The sequence below is a fragment of the Microbacterium sp. PI-1 genome, from assembly GCF_004337555.1.
GTDB lineage: Bacteria > Actinomycetota > Actinomycetes > Actinomycetales > Microbacteriaceae > Microbacterium > Microbacterium aurugineum.
This window is the reverse complement of the sequence record NZ_SJYZ01000013.1, coordinates 36266-51941: the sequence shown is the minus strand read 5'-3', so window position 1 is coordinate 51941 and position 15676 is coordinate 36266. Positions and strand designations below refer to the sequence as shown.

15 protein-coding genes are annotated in these 15676 nt (G+C 69.2%); 7 read left to right on the top strand and 8 right to left on the bottom strand.

All coding sequences use genetic code 11. The features are described from left to right. Positions 1-184: 184 nt before the first annotated feature. Positions 185-1000, bottom strand: a complete 816-nt coding sequence (locus tag E0W80_RS12170) for a GDSL-type esterase/lipase family protein (RefSeq protein WP_131492824.1) — start codon at positions 998-1000, stop codon at positions 185-187. Between E0W80_RS12170 and E0W80_RS12165 the strand changes: the two genes are divergently transcribed. The 4 genes from E0W80_RS12165 to E0W80_RS12150 are packed head-to-tail and all read left to right on the top strand — an operon-like array spanning position 999 to position 4675. Next, positions 999-1475 carry a cytochrome C5 gene (locus tag E0W80_RS12165; protein WP_131492822.1) on the top strand — a complete coding sequence of 159 codons (477 nt, stop codon included), beginning with the start codon at positions 999-1001 and terminating at the stop codon, positions 1473-1475. The two genes, E0W80_RS12170 and E0W80_RS12165, sit on opposite strands and share 2 nt — an antisense overlap. Beyond that, complete coding sequence (locus E0W80_RS12160) at positions 1472-3268, top strand: glycoside hydrolase family 15 protein (protein WP_131492820.1); 1797 nt, start codon at positions 1472-1474, stop codon at positions 3266-3268. The genes E0W80_RS12165 and E0W80_RS12160 overlap by 4 nt, the downstream gene beginning before the upstream one ends. Before the next feature lie 37 nt (positions 3269-3305). Continuing rightward, positions 3306-4214: an LssY C-terminal domain-containing protein gene (locus E0W80_RS12155; RefSeq protein ID WP_131492818.1), complete on the top strand. Its 909-nt coding sequence runs from the start codon at positions 3306-3308 to the stop codon at positions 4212-4214. Further along, entirely contained in the window at positions 4211-4675 is a 465-nt protein-coding gene (locus E0W80_RS12150) for a hypothetical protein (RefSeq protein ID WP_131492816.1), read from the top strand. Before E0W80_RS12155 ends, E0W80_RS12150 begins: the two co-directional genes overlap by 4 nt. On the opposite strand, the gene E0W80_RS12145 is transcribed toward E0W80_RS12150, so the two are convergent. From E0W80_RS12145 to E0W80_RS12115, 7 genes are all read right to left on the bottom strand, one after another. Then, a complete protein-coding gene (locus E0W80_RS12145) occupies positions 4653-5657 on the bottom strand; it encodes a magnesium and cobalt transport protein CorA (RefSeq protein WP_047523995.1) in 1005 nt (334 codons plus the stop codon). The genes E0W80_RS12150 and E0W80_RS12145 overlap by 23 nt on opposite strands. Before the next feature lie 668 nt (positions 5658-6325). Then, positions 6326-7126, bottom strand: coding sequence for a hypothetical protein (locus E0W80_RS12140; protein ID WP_131492814.1), 801 nt, complete (start codon positions 7124-7126; stop codon positions 6326-6328). Then, positions 7123-7872: an amidohydrolase family protein gene (locus E0W80_RS12135; protein WP_131492813.1), complete on the bottom strand. Its 750-nt coding sequence runs from the start codon at positions 7870-7872 to the stop codon at positions 7123-7125. Before E0W80_RS12135 ends, E0W80_RS12140 begins: the two co-directional genes overlap by 4 nt. Continuing rightward, a complete protein-coding gene (locus tag E0W80_RS12130; protein ID WP_131492811.1) occupies positions 7869-9086 on the bottom strand; it encodes an aminotransferase class III-fold pyridoxal phosphate-dependent enzyme in 1218 nt (405 codons plus the stop codon). Before E0W80_RS12130 ends, E0W80_RS12135 begins: the two co-directional genes overlap by 4 nt. Before the next feature lie 39 nt (positions 9087-9125). Next, positions 9126-10151, bottom strand: a complete 1026-nt coding sequence (locus E0W80_RS12125) for a Gfo/Idh/MocA family oxidoreductase (RefSeq protein WP_131492809.1) — start codon at positions 10149-10151, stop codon at positions 9126-9128. Continuing rightward, positions 10148-11170 carry a Gfo/Idh/MocA family oxidoreductase gene (locus E0W80_RS12120; protein WP_131492807.1) on the bottom strand — a complete coding sequence of 341 codons (1023 nt, stop codon included), beginning with the start codon at positions 11168-11170 and terminating at the stop codon, positions 10148-10150. Before E0W80_RS12120 ends, E0W80_RS12125 begins: the two co-directional genes overlap by 4 nt. Beyond that, positions 11167-12351 (bottom strand): ROK family transcriptional regulator, encoded by a 1185-nt coding sequence (locus tag E0W80_RS12115; protein WP_131492805.1) that lies wholly within the window; start codon positions 12349-12351, stop codon positions 11167-11169. The genes E0W80_RS12120 and E0W80_RS12115 overlap by 4 nt, the downstream gene beginning before the upstream one ends. A 189-nt stretch (positions 12352-12540) precedes the next feature. Here E0W80_RS12115 and E0W80_RS12110 point away from each other — a divergent pair, with 189 nt between their 5' ends. The 3 genes from E0W80_RS12110 (at position 12541) to E0W80_RS12100 (ending at position 15666) form a co-directional block, all read left to right on the top strand. Continuing rightward, entirely contained in the window at positions 12541-13782 is a 1242-nt protein-coding gene (locus E0W80_RS12110; RefSeq protein ID WP_131492803.1) for a sugar ABC transporter substrate-binding protein, read from the top strand. Positions 13783-13858: 76 nt separating this feature from the next. Continuing rightward, positions 13859-14764 carry a sugar ABC transporter permease gene (locus tag E0W80_RS12105; protein ID WP_131492801.1) on the top strand — a complete coding sequence of 302 codons (906 nt, stop codon included), beginning with the start codon at positions 13859-13861 and terminating at the stop codon, positions 14762-14764. Beyond that, on the top strand, positions 14761-15666 hold the full coding sequence (locus E0W80_RS12100; protein ID WP_131492799.1) for a carbohydrate ABC transporter permease: 906 nt from the start codon (positions 14761-14763) through the stop codon (positions 15664-15666). Before E0W80_RS12105 ends, E0W80_RS12100 begins: the two co-directional genes overlap by 4 nt. Positions 15667-15676: the final 10 nt, after the last annotated feature.

The following is a 15676-nucleotide window of genomic DNA, read 5'->3' as shown; positions in this document are numbered from 1 at the left end:
CACCCCGGGCGGAGGAACGTATATCGGTACATCACCCGCCGCCTTCGGGTAGTGGATAACGTGTTACCCGGTGACCGGGGTTCACCCCCTCGCCCCGGTCACCGAGTGGCTTGTCCATCCGGAGCAGTGCGTTGCTCGGCGAGCCGCGCACGCAGAGCAGCGGTGCCGTCGTGATCCGTGGTGCCTAACCGTGGAGGCGTGCGGCGACGACCACGCCCTCGAGCAGTGCCACAGTCCGACTCCGTGCGCCCGCCGGGTGAAGACCGAGCGCCGTCGTGAGCTCGAGGGCGAGCGCGGCGTGCCCGGCGGCGTTCGGGTGGAAGGGATCGTTCATCAGGCCCCACGGCACCTCGCCGTCTCCGAGCGCGGCGAAGCGGGCGAACTGATCCACGAGGATGACGTCGTCGTCCGCGGCGACCCGACGCACCGCTGCGGCGAACTCGCCGATCCGCGCGCGCTCCGGGGCGTTGGCGACATCGATCGCGGGCGGCGTCTGCAGCACCGGGACGGCACCGAGTCCGCGCACGCGGACGACGAAGTCGTGCAGGGACGAGGCATACTCCTCCGGGGAGACCTCGGTGCGCTCGCCGCCGGTCGCGGCATCGTTCGTGCCGATCATGAGCGTGACGACATCGGGCCGCCAGGACTCGACGCGGCGGTCCCAGTCGTCGAGGATGTCGCTGATGCGGTGCCCGCTGATCGCTGTGTTCATGACCACGTCGCGCACGCGCTCGCGCTCGCCCCGGATGATCTCGTGCAGGTGCTCGGGGTAGCTGCGGACCCCCTGCGTGTGGACCAGGCCGTGGGTGATGGAATCGCCCGTGATCACCCAGTTCAGCGGTTCGGCGCCGACAAGGGCGTCGGCGAGGCGGCGGAGGTCGGCGGTGGCGGATTCGGCGTTCGGCACGGCATAGAGCCTATCGCCGCGGCCATCCTCACCGCGCTTCTGCGTGCGGGACGACCGCCCGCGGGCGCTGCGGATGCGAAAGACTGAAGGCATGACCTCTTCTGCGCTCGACACCCTCCTCGCCCGCATCGTCGAGAGCGGCGTGATCGATGAACCGGTCGCCGAGAACGGCCTCGTGTACGGGAGAGCGAGCATCGACGCGGCGGGCACGGTGGTGAAGGTCAACGTCGATCCCGAGTTCGACGGCGACCACGACGACGAGATCGACCAGGAGGCGTTGATCGCTGCGATCTCGCGCATCCTGTCGGTCAGCGAGTCCCGGTGGCGGGCCGTGGTCGACGAGGTGGCGACCGAGATCGACGATGCGGTCGACGATGAGCCGGTCGTCGAGCAGATCGATCTGCGTGATGACCTCGAGGCCACGTCGGTCGTGGTGTTCGCCGACGCCGTGCTGCTCGCCTTCCTCGCGCCGAAGCAGTTCCCCGATGCGCGGATTCTCGTGCAGTTGGATGAGGATCTCGAGGTCGACGGCATCGAGGTCCGAGAAGACCTGCTCGACCACGCATGACCACGCGCATCGAGGACTATGCCCTGCTGAGCAACTGCCGCACGGCGGCGCTCGTCTCGCGCGCAGGAAGCATCGATTGGCTGTGTCTGCCGCGGCTCGACTCGGCGTCGACGTTCGCGGCCATGCTCGGAGACGAGTCCCACGGTCGCTGGCTGCTGCATCCGACAGACCCCGGGGCCGTGAGCACCCGGCGATACGACGAAGACACCTTCGTGCTCGTGACCCGGTGGGAGAGCGGGGACGCGGTCGCCGAAGTGCACGACTTCATGCCGATCGGCCTCGACCCCGATGCCGCCATCCGCCGTAGCGACCTCATCCGCAGGGTCGTCGGGGTGCGCGGCTCGATGCGCTTCGAGCAGCGGCTGAGCATCCGCTTCGACTACGCCAGGGTGATGCCGTGGGTGCGTCAGGTCGGTTCGCACGATGCACCGTGTCTGGTCGCGATGGGCGGTCCCGATGCCGTGGCCGTGCGTGGCGCCGCTCTGGAGCCGATCGACCATCAGCATCGTGGCGAGCTGACGGTGACCGCCGGTGAGACGCGCGACCTCCACCTGACCTGGTTCCCGTCGCACCTCGACCTCCCTCCCACCCTCGACGGCGAGAAGGAACTCGGCGCGACGAAGCAGTGGTGGCAGGACTGGGCTGACCGGATCTCGCACGACGGTCCGCACCGCGACGAGGTGGTCAGGTCGCTGCTGATCCTGCGGGCGCTGACCAATCATGAGACGGGCGGCATCGCAGCTGCGGCGACGATGGCACTGCCCGAGGAGATCGGAGGCAGGCGCAACTGGGACTATCGCTACGTCTGGTTGCGTGATGCCGCTCTGACCCTCGAGGCCCTGTGCGCGCACGGCTTCCTCGGCGTGGCAGGCCAGTGGCGGGAGTGGCTGCTGCGAGCGGTCGCCGGTGATCCCGCCGATCTGCAGATCATGTACGGCCCGGCGGGAGAGCGAGATCTTCCGGAGCGTGCTCTGCCGCACCTGCCCGGGTACGAGGCGTCCACGCCCGTGCGGATCGGCAACGGCGCAGCCGACCAGTATCAGGCGGATGTCGTCGGCGAAGTCGTGGTGACGCTGTCGGCCGCGCGGGCGGCGGGACTCACCGAGTCGGGCTTCTCCTGGCCGCTGGAGCGCGAGTTGCTGCGGTTCGCCTCCGAGCAGATCGAGCGTCCGGATCAGGGCCTGTGGGAGATCCGCGGTGAGCCTCGGTACTTCACCCATTCGCGGGTGATGATGTGGGCGGCGTTCGACCGTGCGGTGCGCGCGGTCGAGGAGCACGGCTTCGACGGCCCCGTCGAGCGGTGGCGTGGGCTGCGCGATCGGATGCGCGAGGAGATCGATCGTGACGGCGTCGTCGACGGCCACTTCGTGCAGCACTACGAGACGACCGAGGTCGACGCCTCGCTCCTGCTCCTTCCGCAGGTGGGCTACTGTCGGCCGGACGACCCGCGGATGCGGGCGACGGTCGCACGGATCGAGCAGACCCTGATGGCGGGCGGGCTGGTGCGGCGGTACCGCACGGCGACGGGGGTGGACGGCCTCGCCGGGACGGAGGGAGCCTTCCTCGCGTGTTCGTTCTGGCTGGTCGAGCAGTACGCCATGACCGGACGGCGCGCTGAGGCGCAGGCACTCATGGAGAGGCTGTGCGCACTGGCGAACGACGTGGGGATGCTGTCGGAGGAGTACGACCCGGTGGCGGGGCGGCAGCTCGGCAACACCCCGCAGGCGTTCTCCCACCTTGCGCTCGTGCGGGCTGCCGATGCCCTGTCGCGGACGGAACCGCGGACGCGCTGACCTTTCCCGCGGTGCGGGCCCTTCCTAGGATGTGGACATGGCGGAACCGGTGAAGAAGCGGGACCCTCTGGTCCAGCGCCAGAGGTTCTCCGTCAACGCGGCTCTCGATGACGCCTTCTTCGTGTTCGCCGGTCTCGCCGCGGTCTGGCTCGCGTACCTCATCGTCACCGAAGCGTTCTCGTGGGGCTGGTGGGCCATCGCCTTCGCGGTCGTGTTCTGGCTGCTCCTCGCCTACCTCGTCCTGCCGAGACTGCACGCGATCCTCACGCGCATCTACGTGCCCAGTTACTTCATCGGCCGCGCACGCACGAGTGACGGCCTGCTCGGCGACCCGGTGAACCTGGCCGTCCTCGGCTCGGAGGAGCAGCTCACCCGGTGCATGGCCGAGGCCGGATGGACGCGTGCCGACGACATCACCGCGGAGTCGACGTGGCGCATCGTGCTGTCGACCGTGCTGCGGCGCAGCTACGACGAGGCACCGGTCAGCCCGCTCTTCCTGTTCGGTCGTCGGCAGGACCTCGCATATCAGCAGGAGGTCGAGGGCAACCCCGCCAAGCGGCACCACGTGCGGTTCTGGCGCTGCCCCGAGGGGTGGATGCTGCCCGGCGGTCACCGCGTGGATTGGGTGGCTGCCGGCACCTTCGATCGGGCCGTCGGCTTCTCGCTCTTCACCCTCCAGATCACCCACAAGATCGATGCGGACATCGATATCGAACGCGATCACATCGTCGGCACGCTGCGCCGCGCGCACAGCGGGGTGCGCATCGTCATCATCCGCGACTTCTCCACGGGCTATCACTCGCGAAACGGCGGCGGCGACAGCATCCACACCGACGGCGACCTGCCGGTCATCGATCTCCGCGGCGTCACGAAGGCACCTGCCTCGGGCTCCGCCGGGGAGCCCGAGGAGCAGGCGCCGGTCACGGAACTGCGGGGGCTGTCGTGAAACGCCCTCTGGCCACGGGGCTCGGCGCCGTGCTGATGTCGCTCCGCGTAGCGTGGGGGTTCATCTCGATCCTCATCTACGCGCTGAACTGGGCGGCGATCAGAGAAGAGGTCTTCTCTTCCGAGAACGGCCTGGAGGCGGTGCCCGGGGACGTCGCCGATCTCCTGATCGTCATCGGTCTCTGCGCGCTCGGCGTCTGGTACGTGTTCTACGGCGTGCTCGCCGGGCTCGTGTTCGCCGGAGCCAACTGGGCGCGCATCGTGGCGATGAGCTTCGCCTCGCTCAGCATCATCGTCGTGTTCCTCGACTGGTGGAACGCCGGCATCCCCGTGACGTTCCGCACATCGCTCGCGAGCGTGGCCCTCGACATCCTCGTGCTGCTCGCCCTGTCGGCGCAGAGTGCACGCGGCTATGCCCGGCGCAACGACCCCCGCTCGATCACAACCACTTCTTATACTTGAACACCCCGTAGAGGGCGACGGCGAACGCGGCCATCGCGCCGATCGCCATCGGATACCCGAAGGCCCAGTGCAGCTCGGGCATGACGTCGAAGTTCATCCCGTAGACCGTGCCGACGAGCGTCGGCGCGAAGATGATCGCCGCCCAGGAGGAGATCTTCTTGATCTCGTCGTTCTGTGCGAGCCCGGCCTCGGTCTGGCGGCGGGCCACGAGCGCGGAGTGCACGGTCAGCGCGTTCTCGAGGATGGCCCGGAACGAGTCGACCCGCTCGTTGACGCGGATCGTGTGGTCGAGGACGTCACGCAGCGACCGCTGCAGCTCCTCGTCGATGCGGTACTTCTCGGACCCGCGACGCAGCCACTCCAGCATCCCGCTCAGAGGATGCACCGCCCGCTGGAAGTTGATCACTTCGCGGGAGAGTTCATAGATGCGCCGGGAGAGCGCGCTGTCGTCGGCGCCGTCGCCGAAGAGCTGGTCCTCGATCTCGTCGATGTCGTTGAGGAGCCCCGCCACGATCGGCTCGTACCCGTCGACGACCTCGTCGAGGATCGCGTAGAGCACCGCTTCCGGTCCCATCGCGAGCAGCTCGGGGTGGGCCTCCATGCGCATCCGGACGGCGGCGAGGTTCGGCGACTCGGCGTGGCGGATGGTCACCACGAAATCGGGGCCGACGAAGAGGTGCAGCTCGCCGAACTCGATCGACTCCTCCTTGTCGCGGTACCGGGCGGGGCGGAGGACGGCGAACAGGGTGTCGCCGTAGCGCTCCACCTTCGAGCGCTGGTGCCCGGAGAGCGCATCCTCGACGGCGAGAGGGTGCAGGTCGAACTCCCGGGCGACCGAGGCCACTTCCTCGGGGCTGGGCCGGTACAGCCCGATCCAGGCGATGCCCCCGGCCGCATCCAGCATCCGGTAGGTCTCGTCCAGGTTCTTGGGGGTCTCCACGCGACGTCCGTGGACGTACACGCCGTTGTCGATGAGCGCCATGATGCGGCTCCGTTCTCGCGGGCGCACGGCAGCGGAGAGCTCCGTGCGCGGATTCGTCAGGGGGCGGATGACGCCACCGACGCTGCGGGAAGGACGTGCGCGTGCGGATCGGAGGATCAACGCGAGAGCGCAGGGAGTCGCGACGCAGCGAAGGCGGCGTCGTAACTATCACCGGACATCGCCATCACCGCCTTTCGGGACTCTTCGGGTCGAGCGACCCAACGCGCCAGCATACTCCTGTCGCCTGGGAACGGTGTCCACGGATCCGCGCACCACGAGGAGTGTGACCATGCCCTGGATACTGGTCACGACGCAGAGCGTGCACCTCAATGCGAGTCGCGCCCGACGCAGGTACCGGAGGTTCCTCGATCGTCTTCCGCACCGGGAGCATGCTCCCGACCCCGCGGAGCTGGTCGCGGAGAAGGACTGCTCCCGTGCCCGCTGGGTGCGCGAGGTTCTCTCGACGACCCGCGAGCAGGATCGACACCTCGCCGTGCTGACGGCGCTTGAGGGTTTCACGATCCGCGAAGCCGTCGGCATCGGCGAACCGGCTGCCAAGGTGCGGCTCTCGCGGCTCCGTGCCCGCCTCTCCCAGACGCCGCATGACCTCTCGATGACACGGTCGCACCGACATCGGCAGCTTCCACCTCGGGTAGCGCCCGCGGGCCTCAGGGGAGCAGTGTCGCGGTGTTGCCAGTGGTGATCGCCCACCGTGCTTCGGCCGAGAGCGAGGATGCCGCGAGCTGCAGGGCCGTCGCCTCGGGGGTCTGCACGGGGAATGCGCTGCCGAAGACCCAGCGCTCCGGGTCGTCCCCGAGCCGGTCGGCGACGTGCGTCGGCCCGTTGACGTGCCACAGGTCCAGACGCAGCCCCCGTGGGGCGCTGTCGCCGAGGTGCCGGTTCAGCTCGATCCAGTCCGCCCGGTTGAGGCCGCTCAGCAGCAGCGGATGTGCAGGGGTCTCCCGCACGAGGTCCGCGATCCGGTGCACCTCGACGTCGACCGCGGGGGAGAGCGGATGCCGCACCCTGGCGTCGTCGAGCCGGGCGATCAGCTGCAGCGGGAGGTCGCGTTCGGCACACGCTTCGAGCACCGGGCGCACGGTGGCGACGTCATAGCGGTGGAACCCCGGAGCGACGCGGACGCCCCGGGCACCCGCGTCCACCGCGTCGTCGAGCTCGTCCTGCCAGCCGGGGTCGCGCGGGTCGAGCGTCACGCACACGCGGAACAGCGGGTCGTCTGCGCAGGAGGAGAGCACGGCCTCATTGCCGGTGCGGGTGTCGAAGCCGAACAGTGATGCCAGGTGCGAGACCCAGACGGAGCGCAGCCCGAAGCGGTGGGCGTAGGCGCGCAGGTCATCGGCATCCGCGGCGGACGAGAGCCGATACGGCCACTGGCCCACGAAGCACGTGGTGTCGGTGGCGCCGAGGTCGGCGAAGGCGCGCAGCATCCGGTGCGCCTGGGCGGTCACGCGGCCACCTCCGTGAGCCAGCGGGCGACCGTGCCGCCGAACACCCGCTCCTCCGTGTCGGTGTCGAGTCCGGCCCCGAGCACCTTGCCGACGTTGGCCGCGAGGTCGATGTGGTGCAGGTCCGACCCGAAGACGACCCGGTCGGGACCGAGTCGCTGCACGGCGAGGGCGACCTCGCCAGCGCCGATGATCGTGCCCGAGGTGTCGACCGCGATGTTCGGCACCGAGCGAACGGTGTTCACCGCCGACTCCGGCTGACCGCCCAGGTGCGCCATCAGGAAACGTGCGTCGGGATGGCGTCGGGCGGCGGCCGCGATGTGATCGGCCGTGGATTCGTAGGGGAAGCGGCCGATGGTCTTGCGCCAGGCATGGGCGAGCACGATCAGGCGGTGCTCCGCGGCGTATTCGAGGATCGGATCGGTGAGCGGATCGTCGGCGAGTGTCGCGATCCAGAGCTTGATGCCGATCATCCCGCGCTCCTCGACGTTGCGCCGCAGGTCGTCGAGGCTGTCGCGGCCGAAGCGCGGATTGACGTAGCAGTAGCCGCGCAGCCGATCGGGGTGGCGGCGCAGCTCCCCCGCCAGCACGGCGTTCATCCGCCTGACCTCGTCGAGGTTCGGGTGGGGCTGGAAGCCCCCGATGTTGCTGCACAGGAACAGGTCGATGCCGAGCCGCGCGCCTGCCTCGAACACCTCGGGGTCGAAACGGCCCTCGTCGAGATGCGTGTGCGCGTCGATGCCGGTCACGCTGTCGCCTCACGAGCGGCCACGGCGGCGCGGCGCAGCGTCTCGTCGATGTCGGCCTCCGTGTGGGCGGCGTTGACGTAGACCACGCGGTAGAACGAGAGCCCGACGCGGAAGGCCGCCCGCAGGAATGCCTGCAGCTCCTCGTTCGGCCCCACGAACTGCAGGCACGCGGGGTGTCCCACGAGGCGGAGGCCGGAGCCGACCTCGGCGAACAGCGCGTTCAGACCATCCTGCAGTCGCGTTCCGGACGCATGGAGGCGGGCGATCACGCCGCGGTCGCGGATCGCGGTCATCGTCGCCGTGGCCGCCGCGAGCGAGAGGGTCTCGCCCCCGTACGTCGAGGTCACGACGACCTCGCCGCGGTCGAGCACGGCGAGCACCTCACGTCGCCCGCAGTAGACGGCGAGCGGCATCCCGTTCGCGATCCCCTTGCCGAACACCGACAGGTCGGGGAGCACCCCGGTCGCCTCGGCCATCCCACCGAGGGCCACCCGGAAGCCGGTGACCATCTCGTCGTAGGCCAGCAGCGCGCCGTGCCGGTCGGCGAGCTCGCGCAGGTAGCGGTAGAAGTCGGCGGCGTCGGGCACGGCGGGGTAGTCGGCCGCGACGAGGATGACCGCGATCTCCGAGCCGCGGGTGAGGAACAGGCGGTCGAGGGTCGCACGGTCGTCCCAGGCGACTGCATGGTGCAGGGCGGCGAGGGCCGCAGGGACTCCGGCCACGGCGTCCCTGGTCGCCCCCGGGAGCACCCTGGCGCCCGCGGCGAGGGAATTGAGCCAGCCGTTGTATCCGATCTGCACGACCCGGTCGCGGCCGGTGTGCGCGCGGGCGATGCGGATCACGGCGGCCAGCGCTTCGCCGCCGGTCTTCAGGAAGCGAGCGGCTTCGGCACCGGGCACGAGCGAGCAGAACAGCTCGGCGGTCGTCGTCTCGAGCGGATGCGGGTGGCCGAACAGGATGCCGTCGTCGAGCTGGGCGCGGATCGCGGCGTCGACGGTGGGATCCGCATAGCCGAGCGTGACGGGACCGAGGGCGCACCGGTAGTCGATGAACTCGCGTCCGCGGTCGTCCCAGACGCGGCATCCTCGTCCGCGGACGATCACCTCCGGCTCGTCGGGCAGCAGGGTCGGCGTCTTGGAGTTCGTGCTCGAGCCGACCGGCATCACCGCCAGCGCACGCTGCCGCCATCCGGTGGTCGTCTGCGGGGTCTGCATGCGGGGCCTCTCTGCCGTGTGTGGTCCGTCGGGTCCGGTCTAGATGAGCGCGACGACCTCGCCGCCGCGCGCCGCGGAGGCCTGGGCGGCCTTGGCGATCTCGACCGTGCGGATGCCGACGCTGGCATCCGGCTGGGGCTGTCGCCCCGCACCCAGGGCGTGCACGAACTCGTCGAGCAGCAGCGCGTCGAGATCCGCACCCACCGGGCTCCAGGTCTCGCCCTGCGCGTCGTGCCCGGCGACGCCCTTCGCGAAGGGGCTGACCGTGATGGTGCCGCGCTCGGCGACGATCTGCAGCGTGAGTCCGCCCCACGTGGCCGAGCTCATCGGCCAGCTCCAGGAGCAGTCGATCGTGGCGATCACGCCGCTCGGGTACTGGATCGTGACGAGCCCGCCGGTCTCGACCGAGAGCTCTCGCTGTGCGTGCAGGATGCTGTTCGACACGGCGCGGACGGACTGCGCCCGCTCGCCCAGCAGTTCGTCGAGGATGTCGGCGCAGTGCACGACGTGATCGACCAGGGCGCCGCCGCCGGCCAGCTCGGGGTCGGTGAACCATGCCCGGTCCTGTGGGAGCTTGCCGTTGTTGATGCCCGTGACTCCGAGGATCCGCCCGAGGCGACCACTGCGCAGTTCGTCGATCGCATCGCGCACGCCGGGGGCGAAGCGCACCGGGTAGGCGACCATCAGGATGACGCCGGCCCGGTCGCAGGCATCGCGCATCGCGACGGCATCCTCGACGGTCGTGGCCAGGGGCTTCTCGCACAGCACGTGCACTCCGGCGGCGGCCGCACGCTCGACGAGGGCGCGATGCCGGGAGTTCTCTGCGGCGATGACGACGGCGTCGGGCTTCCATGCGAAGGCCTCGTCGTAGGTCTCGACGTACGCGACGCCGAGTTCGGCGGCCAGGGCGGCACCGCGAGGGGCGTCGTCCGGTGCCGTCGCGCCGTCGGGGTCGGCGGTGATGAGCTCGATCGACGGCATCGCCTTCAGCGCGTGCACGTAGCTCAGGGCGTGCGTGTGCGCGAAGGAGAGGACGGCGATCCGCAGGGCGGCGGGAGCGGTCATCGGGCGGCCTCCTCGGTCTCGGAGCGGGCGGAGTCGTCGTGGAGGGGGAGCGCGACCGGCGCACCGGCGGCGATCGAGGCGTACGCGGCCTCGGCCACGGCGACGGCCTCGATGCCGTCAGCGGGACCGACCCTGGCGTCACGTCCCTCGCGGAGGGCGGCCACGAAGTCCGCGATCTCGGCGTAGTACGGGCTCTCCTCCGGCGACATCGGGGGCAGGTAGTCGGTGGCTCCGGCGTCGAGCACCGCGTCGGTGCGCAGGGCGTGGTCTTCGGCGCTGTCGTAGCGCAGGCGCCCCTCGGAGCCGGTGACCTCGACGCTGGTGCGGAACGGCATCCCCGGTGCCACCCAGCTGGCGTGCAGGTGACTGATCACCCCGTTGCGGTGGGTCAGCACGACGTGCGCGGTGACGGGCGCGGGAACCCGGTCCTCGACGGTGGGCGGGTTCTGCACCGCGTAGACGGTGGCGACGGGGCCGGCGAACCACACCGCCTGGTCGATGTCGTGGATCATCAGATCGCGGATGACACCGCCGCCGGTGCTCTCCGAGAAGAACCAGGGCGTCTGTGGGGCGGAGCCGGCTCGGCTGAACCGCTGCACCGCGAGGGCGCCGATGCGACCTGCGTCGATCCCCGCCTTGATCTGCGCGTACTCGCCCATGTACCGCACGACGTGCGCGGGGAAGAGTTGCACGCCCGCCTCCTCGGCGGCCTGGGCGACGGTGGTCGCGGCTTCGGCGGTCGCCGCGAGCGGCTTCTCGCAGATCACATCGCGCCCACGGCCGATCGCACGCAGGGCGAAGTCGGCGTGGGTGCTGCTGGGGGTCACGATGTCGACGAGGTCGACCAGTCCGATGAGGGTGTCGACATCGGCGACGAGCTCGAACCCGTACTCCTCGGCGATCTCCTCGGCCCCGACGAGGGACGTCACGTACCCCTCGACGCCGAGCGCCCGCCAGGCGTCGGCGTGCACGCGCGAGATGCCTCCCGCGCCGATGAGTCCGACCTTCAACGTGCTCACTGCTTCTCCTCGGTGTTCTCGACGTCCGTGTCATCGGCTGCGGCCGACTCGTGCAGCAGGGGCGTGATCGGCGGGGCCGGCATGTCCTCAATGCCGTAGATCTGGGCGGCATGCCGCTGGAAGGCGTGCACGACGGCACCGTGCGCTGCGGCCTCCGCGCCCAGACGGGCCTCGGCGATCGGCACCTGGAACGGCAGCCCGAGGTGGCCGGGCAGGGCGGCCCGCAGGGGGGCGAGCAGCTGCTCGTGCGCCGCGGAGAGTCCGCCGCCGATCACGATCATCGCCGGGTCGACCGTCATCGTCAGGGTGGCGATGCCATGGGCGAGTTCATCGATGAAGCCGTCGAGCTCCTGCTGCGCCGCGGCGTCGCCGCCGCGTGCCTTCGCGAAGACCTCGGCTGCCGTCGGGGCGGTGCGCCACGAGATCTGCCCGGTCTCGGTGTTCAGACCGCGGAAGGCGAGGCGGCCGATGTCTCCGGCGGCGTTGTGGATGCCGCGGCGCGGGCGACCGCCGAGGATGAGTCCCATCGCGATGCGGTTGCCGACCGAGAGGTAGATGACGTCGTCGACCAGCTGCGCGACACCCAGGTGGTGCTCGGCGACCGCGGCCAGACGCACGCCGTTGTCGACCGCGACCGGGCAGCCGAGGGCGTGTCGCAGCTGGGAGCCGATGTCGATGCCCGACCACTCGGGGATGACGACCGAGGTGGTCACCCGCCCGGCGTCGTCGACGATGCCAGGGAGGGAGACGCCGACCGCGCGCACTCTGGAGGCGGGGATGGAGACGGCGGCGAGCGTGCGACGCACGTCATCGATCACGGCTGCGAGCTTCGAGGCGCCGTCCGGCTGCGCGGCGACACCGGTGTAGCTGCGCTGCGCGATCACGAGTCCGGCCAGATCGGCCAGCACGACGCGGACGCTCGCGACGCCGATGTCGACGCCCACCACGGTCCCGGCGGCGGCGTGGAACATGTAGCGGCGGGCCGGTCGCCCCGCACCGCCGCCGTTCCGCACCGGCGCGTCGACGATCAGCCCCGAGTCTCCGAGCGCGGTCACCGCGTTCTCGACGGAGGTGCGCGAGATCTCGAGCGATCGGGAGAGATCGTTGACGGTCGCGGGACCCGTGTCGCGCAGCTGCAGGGCGGATCGCGCAACGATCGAGAGTGGACTGGTCACGGCCATGTGCTGTCCCTTCTTCTTCTCCGTCGTCGGGTGCGATCAAATTAGCACACCGAATTCTCAGATCAAGCTTTGATGTTCTCGAACGGGAAACACGCCTGAAACAAGCCTCTGCGAACTTGTACTTGACGAATTATCCCATCCCAGTGTCATAATGAACCGTACTCAGCACGGTTCAAGCAAAGGAGCACCATGCGCGTCAGCAAGTTCATCGGCGTCGCCGCGGGAGTCGCGGCCGCCACCCTGTTGGCCGGATGTTCGGCCGGCGGAGGCAGCACCGCAGAGGGTGAGCAGGACATCACGGTCTGGCTCTACCCCGTCATCGCCGACGAGGCGGTGCACAAGGACTTCTGGGACTCGACGATCGCCGACTTCGAGAAGAAGAACGAGAACATCAACGTCACCTACGAGATCTTCCCGTGGGCGAACCGCGACGAGGCGCTCCAGACCGCGATCGCGGCGGGCAAGGGCCCGGATGTCGTCTACCTCATCCCCGACCAGCTCTCGGCGTACCAGAAGTCGATCGCTCCGCTCAACGACCTGTTGAGCGAGGAGCGCCAGAGCGAACTCCTGCCGAACGTGAAGAAGTCAGTCACGCTCGACGGAGACATCCTCGGCGCCCCAGTCCTCACCAGTGCGATGCCGCTCATCTGCAACGCCGCCGCCTTCGAGGCAGCCGGCGTCACCGAGTACCCCGAGACCTGGGACGACATCACCGCGATGGCGCCGAAGTTCACCGAGAAGGGCATGTACACCCTGAACTACCCGGCCTCCGCCGAGAACACCCTGAACCTCACCTACTACCCGCTGCTGTGGCAGGCGGGTGGAGAGGTCTACACCAAGGACGGCGACGTCGGGTTCGACAGCAAGGAAGGCACGCAGGCGCTGACCTTCCTCACCGATCTGGCCGAGGCCGGTGCACTCGACCCCGAGGCGCTCACCACCAACGTCCCGCTCGAGCAGACCGCGGTCGCTCAGGGCAGGGTCGCGTGCACGTGGAACAACGCCGTCACCGAGGTCGTGCCGTTCTGGGGTGAAGAGAACGTCAAGGTCCTCGCCCCGCTCACCGAGAAGGAGTCCGTGGCCTACGGCACCGTCGGGTCGCTCTCGGTGCTCAAGGGCTCCAAGGCGCAGGATGCGGCCGCGAAGTTCGCGGAATACGCCACCGGCGCCGACGTCGTCGAGCCGTACCTCAAGGCCGCCGGCTTCTTCTCGGCGCTCAGCACCACCGAGCCGCTGTACGCGGACGACCCGCTGCTCGGCGAGGTCGAGAAGTACGTCCCCGACACCACGGTCGGCGAGCTCAACGCCTCATCGCGTGCTCTCATGGGCGTGCTGGCTCCGGAGATCCAGGCGGCTCTGCTCGGGGACAAGTCCCCGGAGGACGCGCTGAAGGATGCTGCGGCCGCCGCGGCGCCGCTGGTCAAGAAGTAAGCAGTACCGGGGGCATGCGGAGCCCGAACTCCGCATGCCCCCGCCCCCTTCACTCCCCCCACGTGAGGTACCACTGATGACGACGGCAACCACGGCGAAGAGGCCCGCAGGTCGGGTCACGCGGGTTCTCGCGCGACGAGAGGCGCGGATCGCGTTCCTCTTCGTGCTCCCCGCCTTCCTCCTGTTCATCGCCTTCCGCTTCGGCCCGAGCATCGTCGGGGTCGCGCTGAGCTTCTTCGACTACGACATCACCGGCGAGATCGCCTGGCGCGGACTCGACCACTTCCAGCGCATGATCGCCGATCCGCTGTTCTGGCGGGCGATGGGCACCACTCTCATCTACACGGTGTTCGCGGTCCCGATCGCGCTGGTGCTCTCCACCGTAATGGCCCTCGGGGTGCGCCGCGCCTTCCGCGGCGCGCGGTTCTTCCGCTCGATCTTCTTCCTCCCCGTCATCACCTCGCTCGTGCTGGCCGGGTCGATCTTCGTCTGGATCTTCTCCGCGAACGGCCCCTGGTCGGCCCTGATGACCCCGCTGGGTCTCGGCGGATCCTGGCTCGGCAGCACCGTCCTCGTCATCCCGGCCATCATCGTGGTCGGCGTCTGGTCGCGGTTCGGCTACGGGATGATGATCCTCATCGCCGCGCTGCAGGATGTCCCGCGCGAGCTCGAGGAAGCGGCCCTGGTCGACGGTGCCAACGCCTGGCAGCGCTTCCGGTACATCATCCTCCCGGTGCTGCGCCCGACGTTCTTCTTCCTCGCGGTGATCGAGACGACCGCCGCCTTCCAGGTGTTCGACGTCATCTACGTCATGACCCAGGGTGGACCGGCGAACGCCAGCTACTCGCTCGTGTACATGCTCTACGACCAGGGCTTCCGCTACTTCGACTACGGCTACGCGGCGGCGATCGGTGTGGCCTTGTTCATCATGACCCTCGTCGTCGCGCTCATCCAGCGCCTGGTGATCGGAAAGCAGAAATGACCGCTCTGTTGCAGCCTCCGACGCAGACCTCGACGACGCCGCCGAAGATGTCGACGAAGCAGCGCCGCGCCTACCGTGCACTCCAGCCGACCGGGTGGGGGATCGTCGGGCGCTGGATCTGGCTGAGTCTGGCCGGCATCCTCAGCTTCTTCCCCTTCTACGCGATGGTCGTGCTGAGCCTGAAGCCCGGCATGGTCGTCGAGCTGCCCGGGTCGCTGCTGCCGTGGACGGACATCTCCTTCGACGCCTACGAACAGGTGCTCGCAGGGCAGAACATCCTCGGCTGGCTCGGCAACACCCTCATCTACTCGCTCGTCTCGGTCGTCGCGGTGCTGTTCCTCTCGGCGCTCGCGGGCTACGCCTTCGCGAAGAAGCGCTTCCGCGGCAAGGAGGTGATGTTCTGGTCGTTCCTCTCGATGGTGATGGTCCCGTTCCACGTCACCCTGATCCCGACGTTCATCCTGATGGCGAACCTTGGCGGCGTCGACACCTACTGGGGTCTGATCCTGCCGTCGCTCGCCAACGCGCAGGCCGTGTTCCTGATGCGTCAGTTCATCCAGGGGCTGCCCGATGAGCTGTTCGAGGCCGCGCGCATCGACGGAGCGGGAGAGTTCCGCATCTTCCTGCGGATCGTGCTGCCGCTGTGCAAGCCGATCCTCGCCACTCTCGGGATCTTCGTCTTCCTGTGGCACTGGAACGACTTCCTGTGGCCGCTCATCATCGCCAAGTCCAACGCGATGTTCACACTCACCGTCGGCATCTCGTCGCTGCAACAGCAGAACGTCCCGCTGAGCACCATGCTCGCCGGATCCGTCGTCGCGCTGCTGCCCATCTTCCTCGCGTACCTCATCGCTCAGCGGTACGTGCAGGAGGGCGTGGCCGGTACGGGCATCAAGGGCTGAGAAGAAGGGA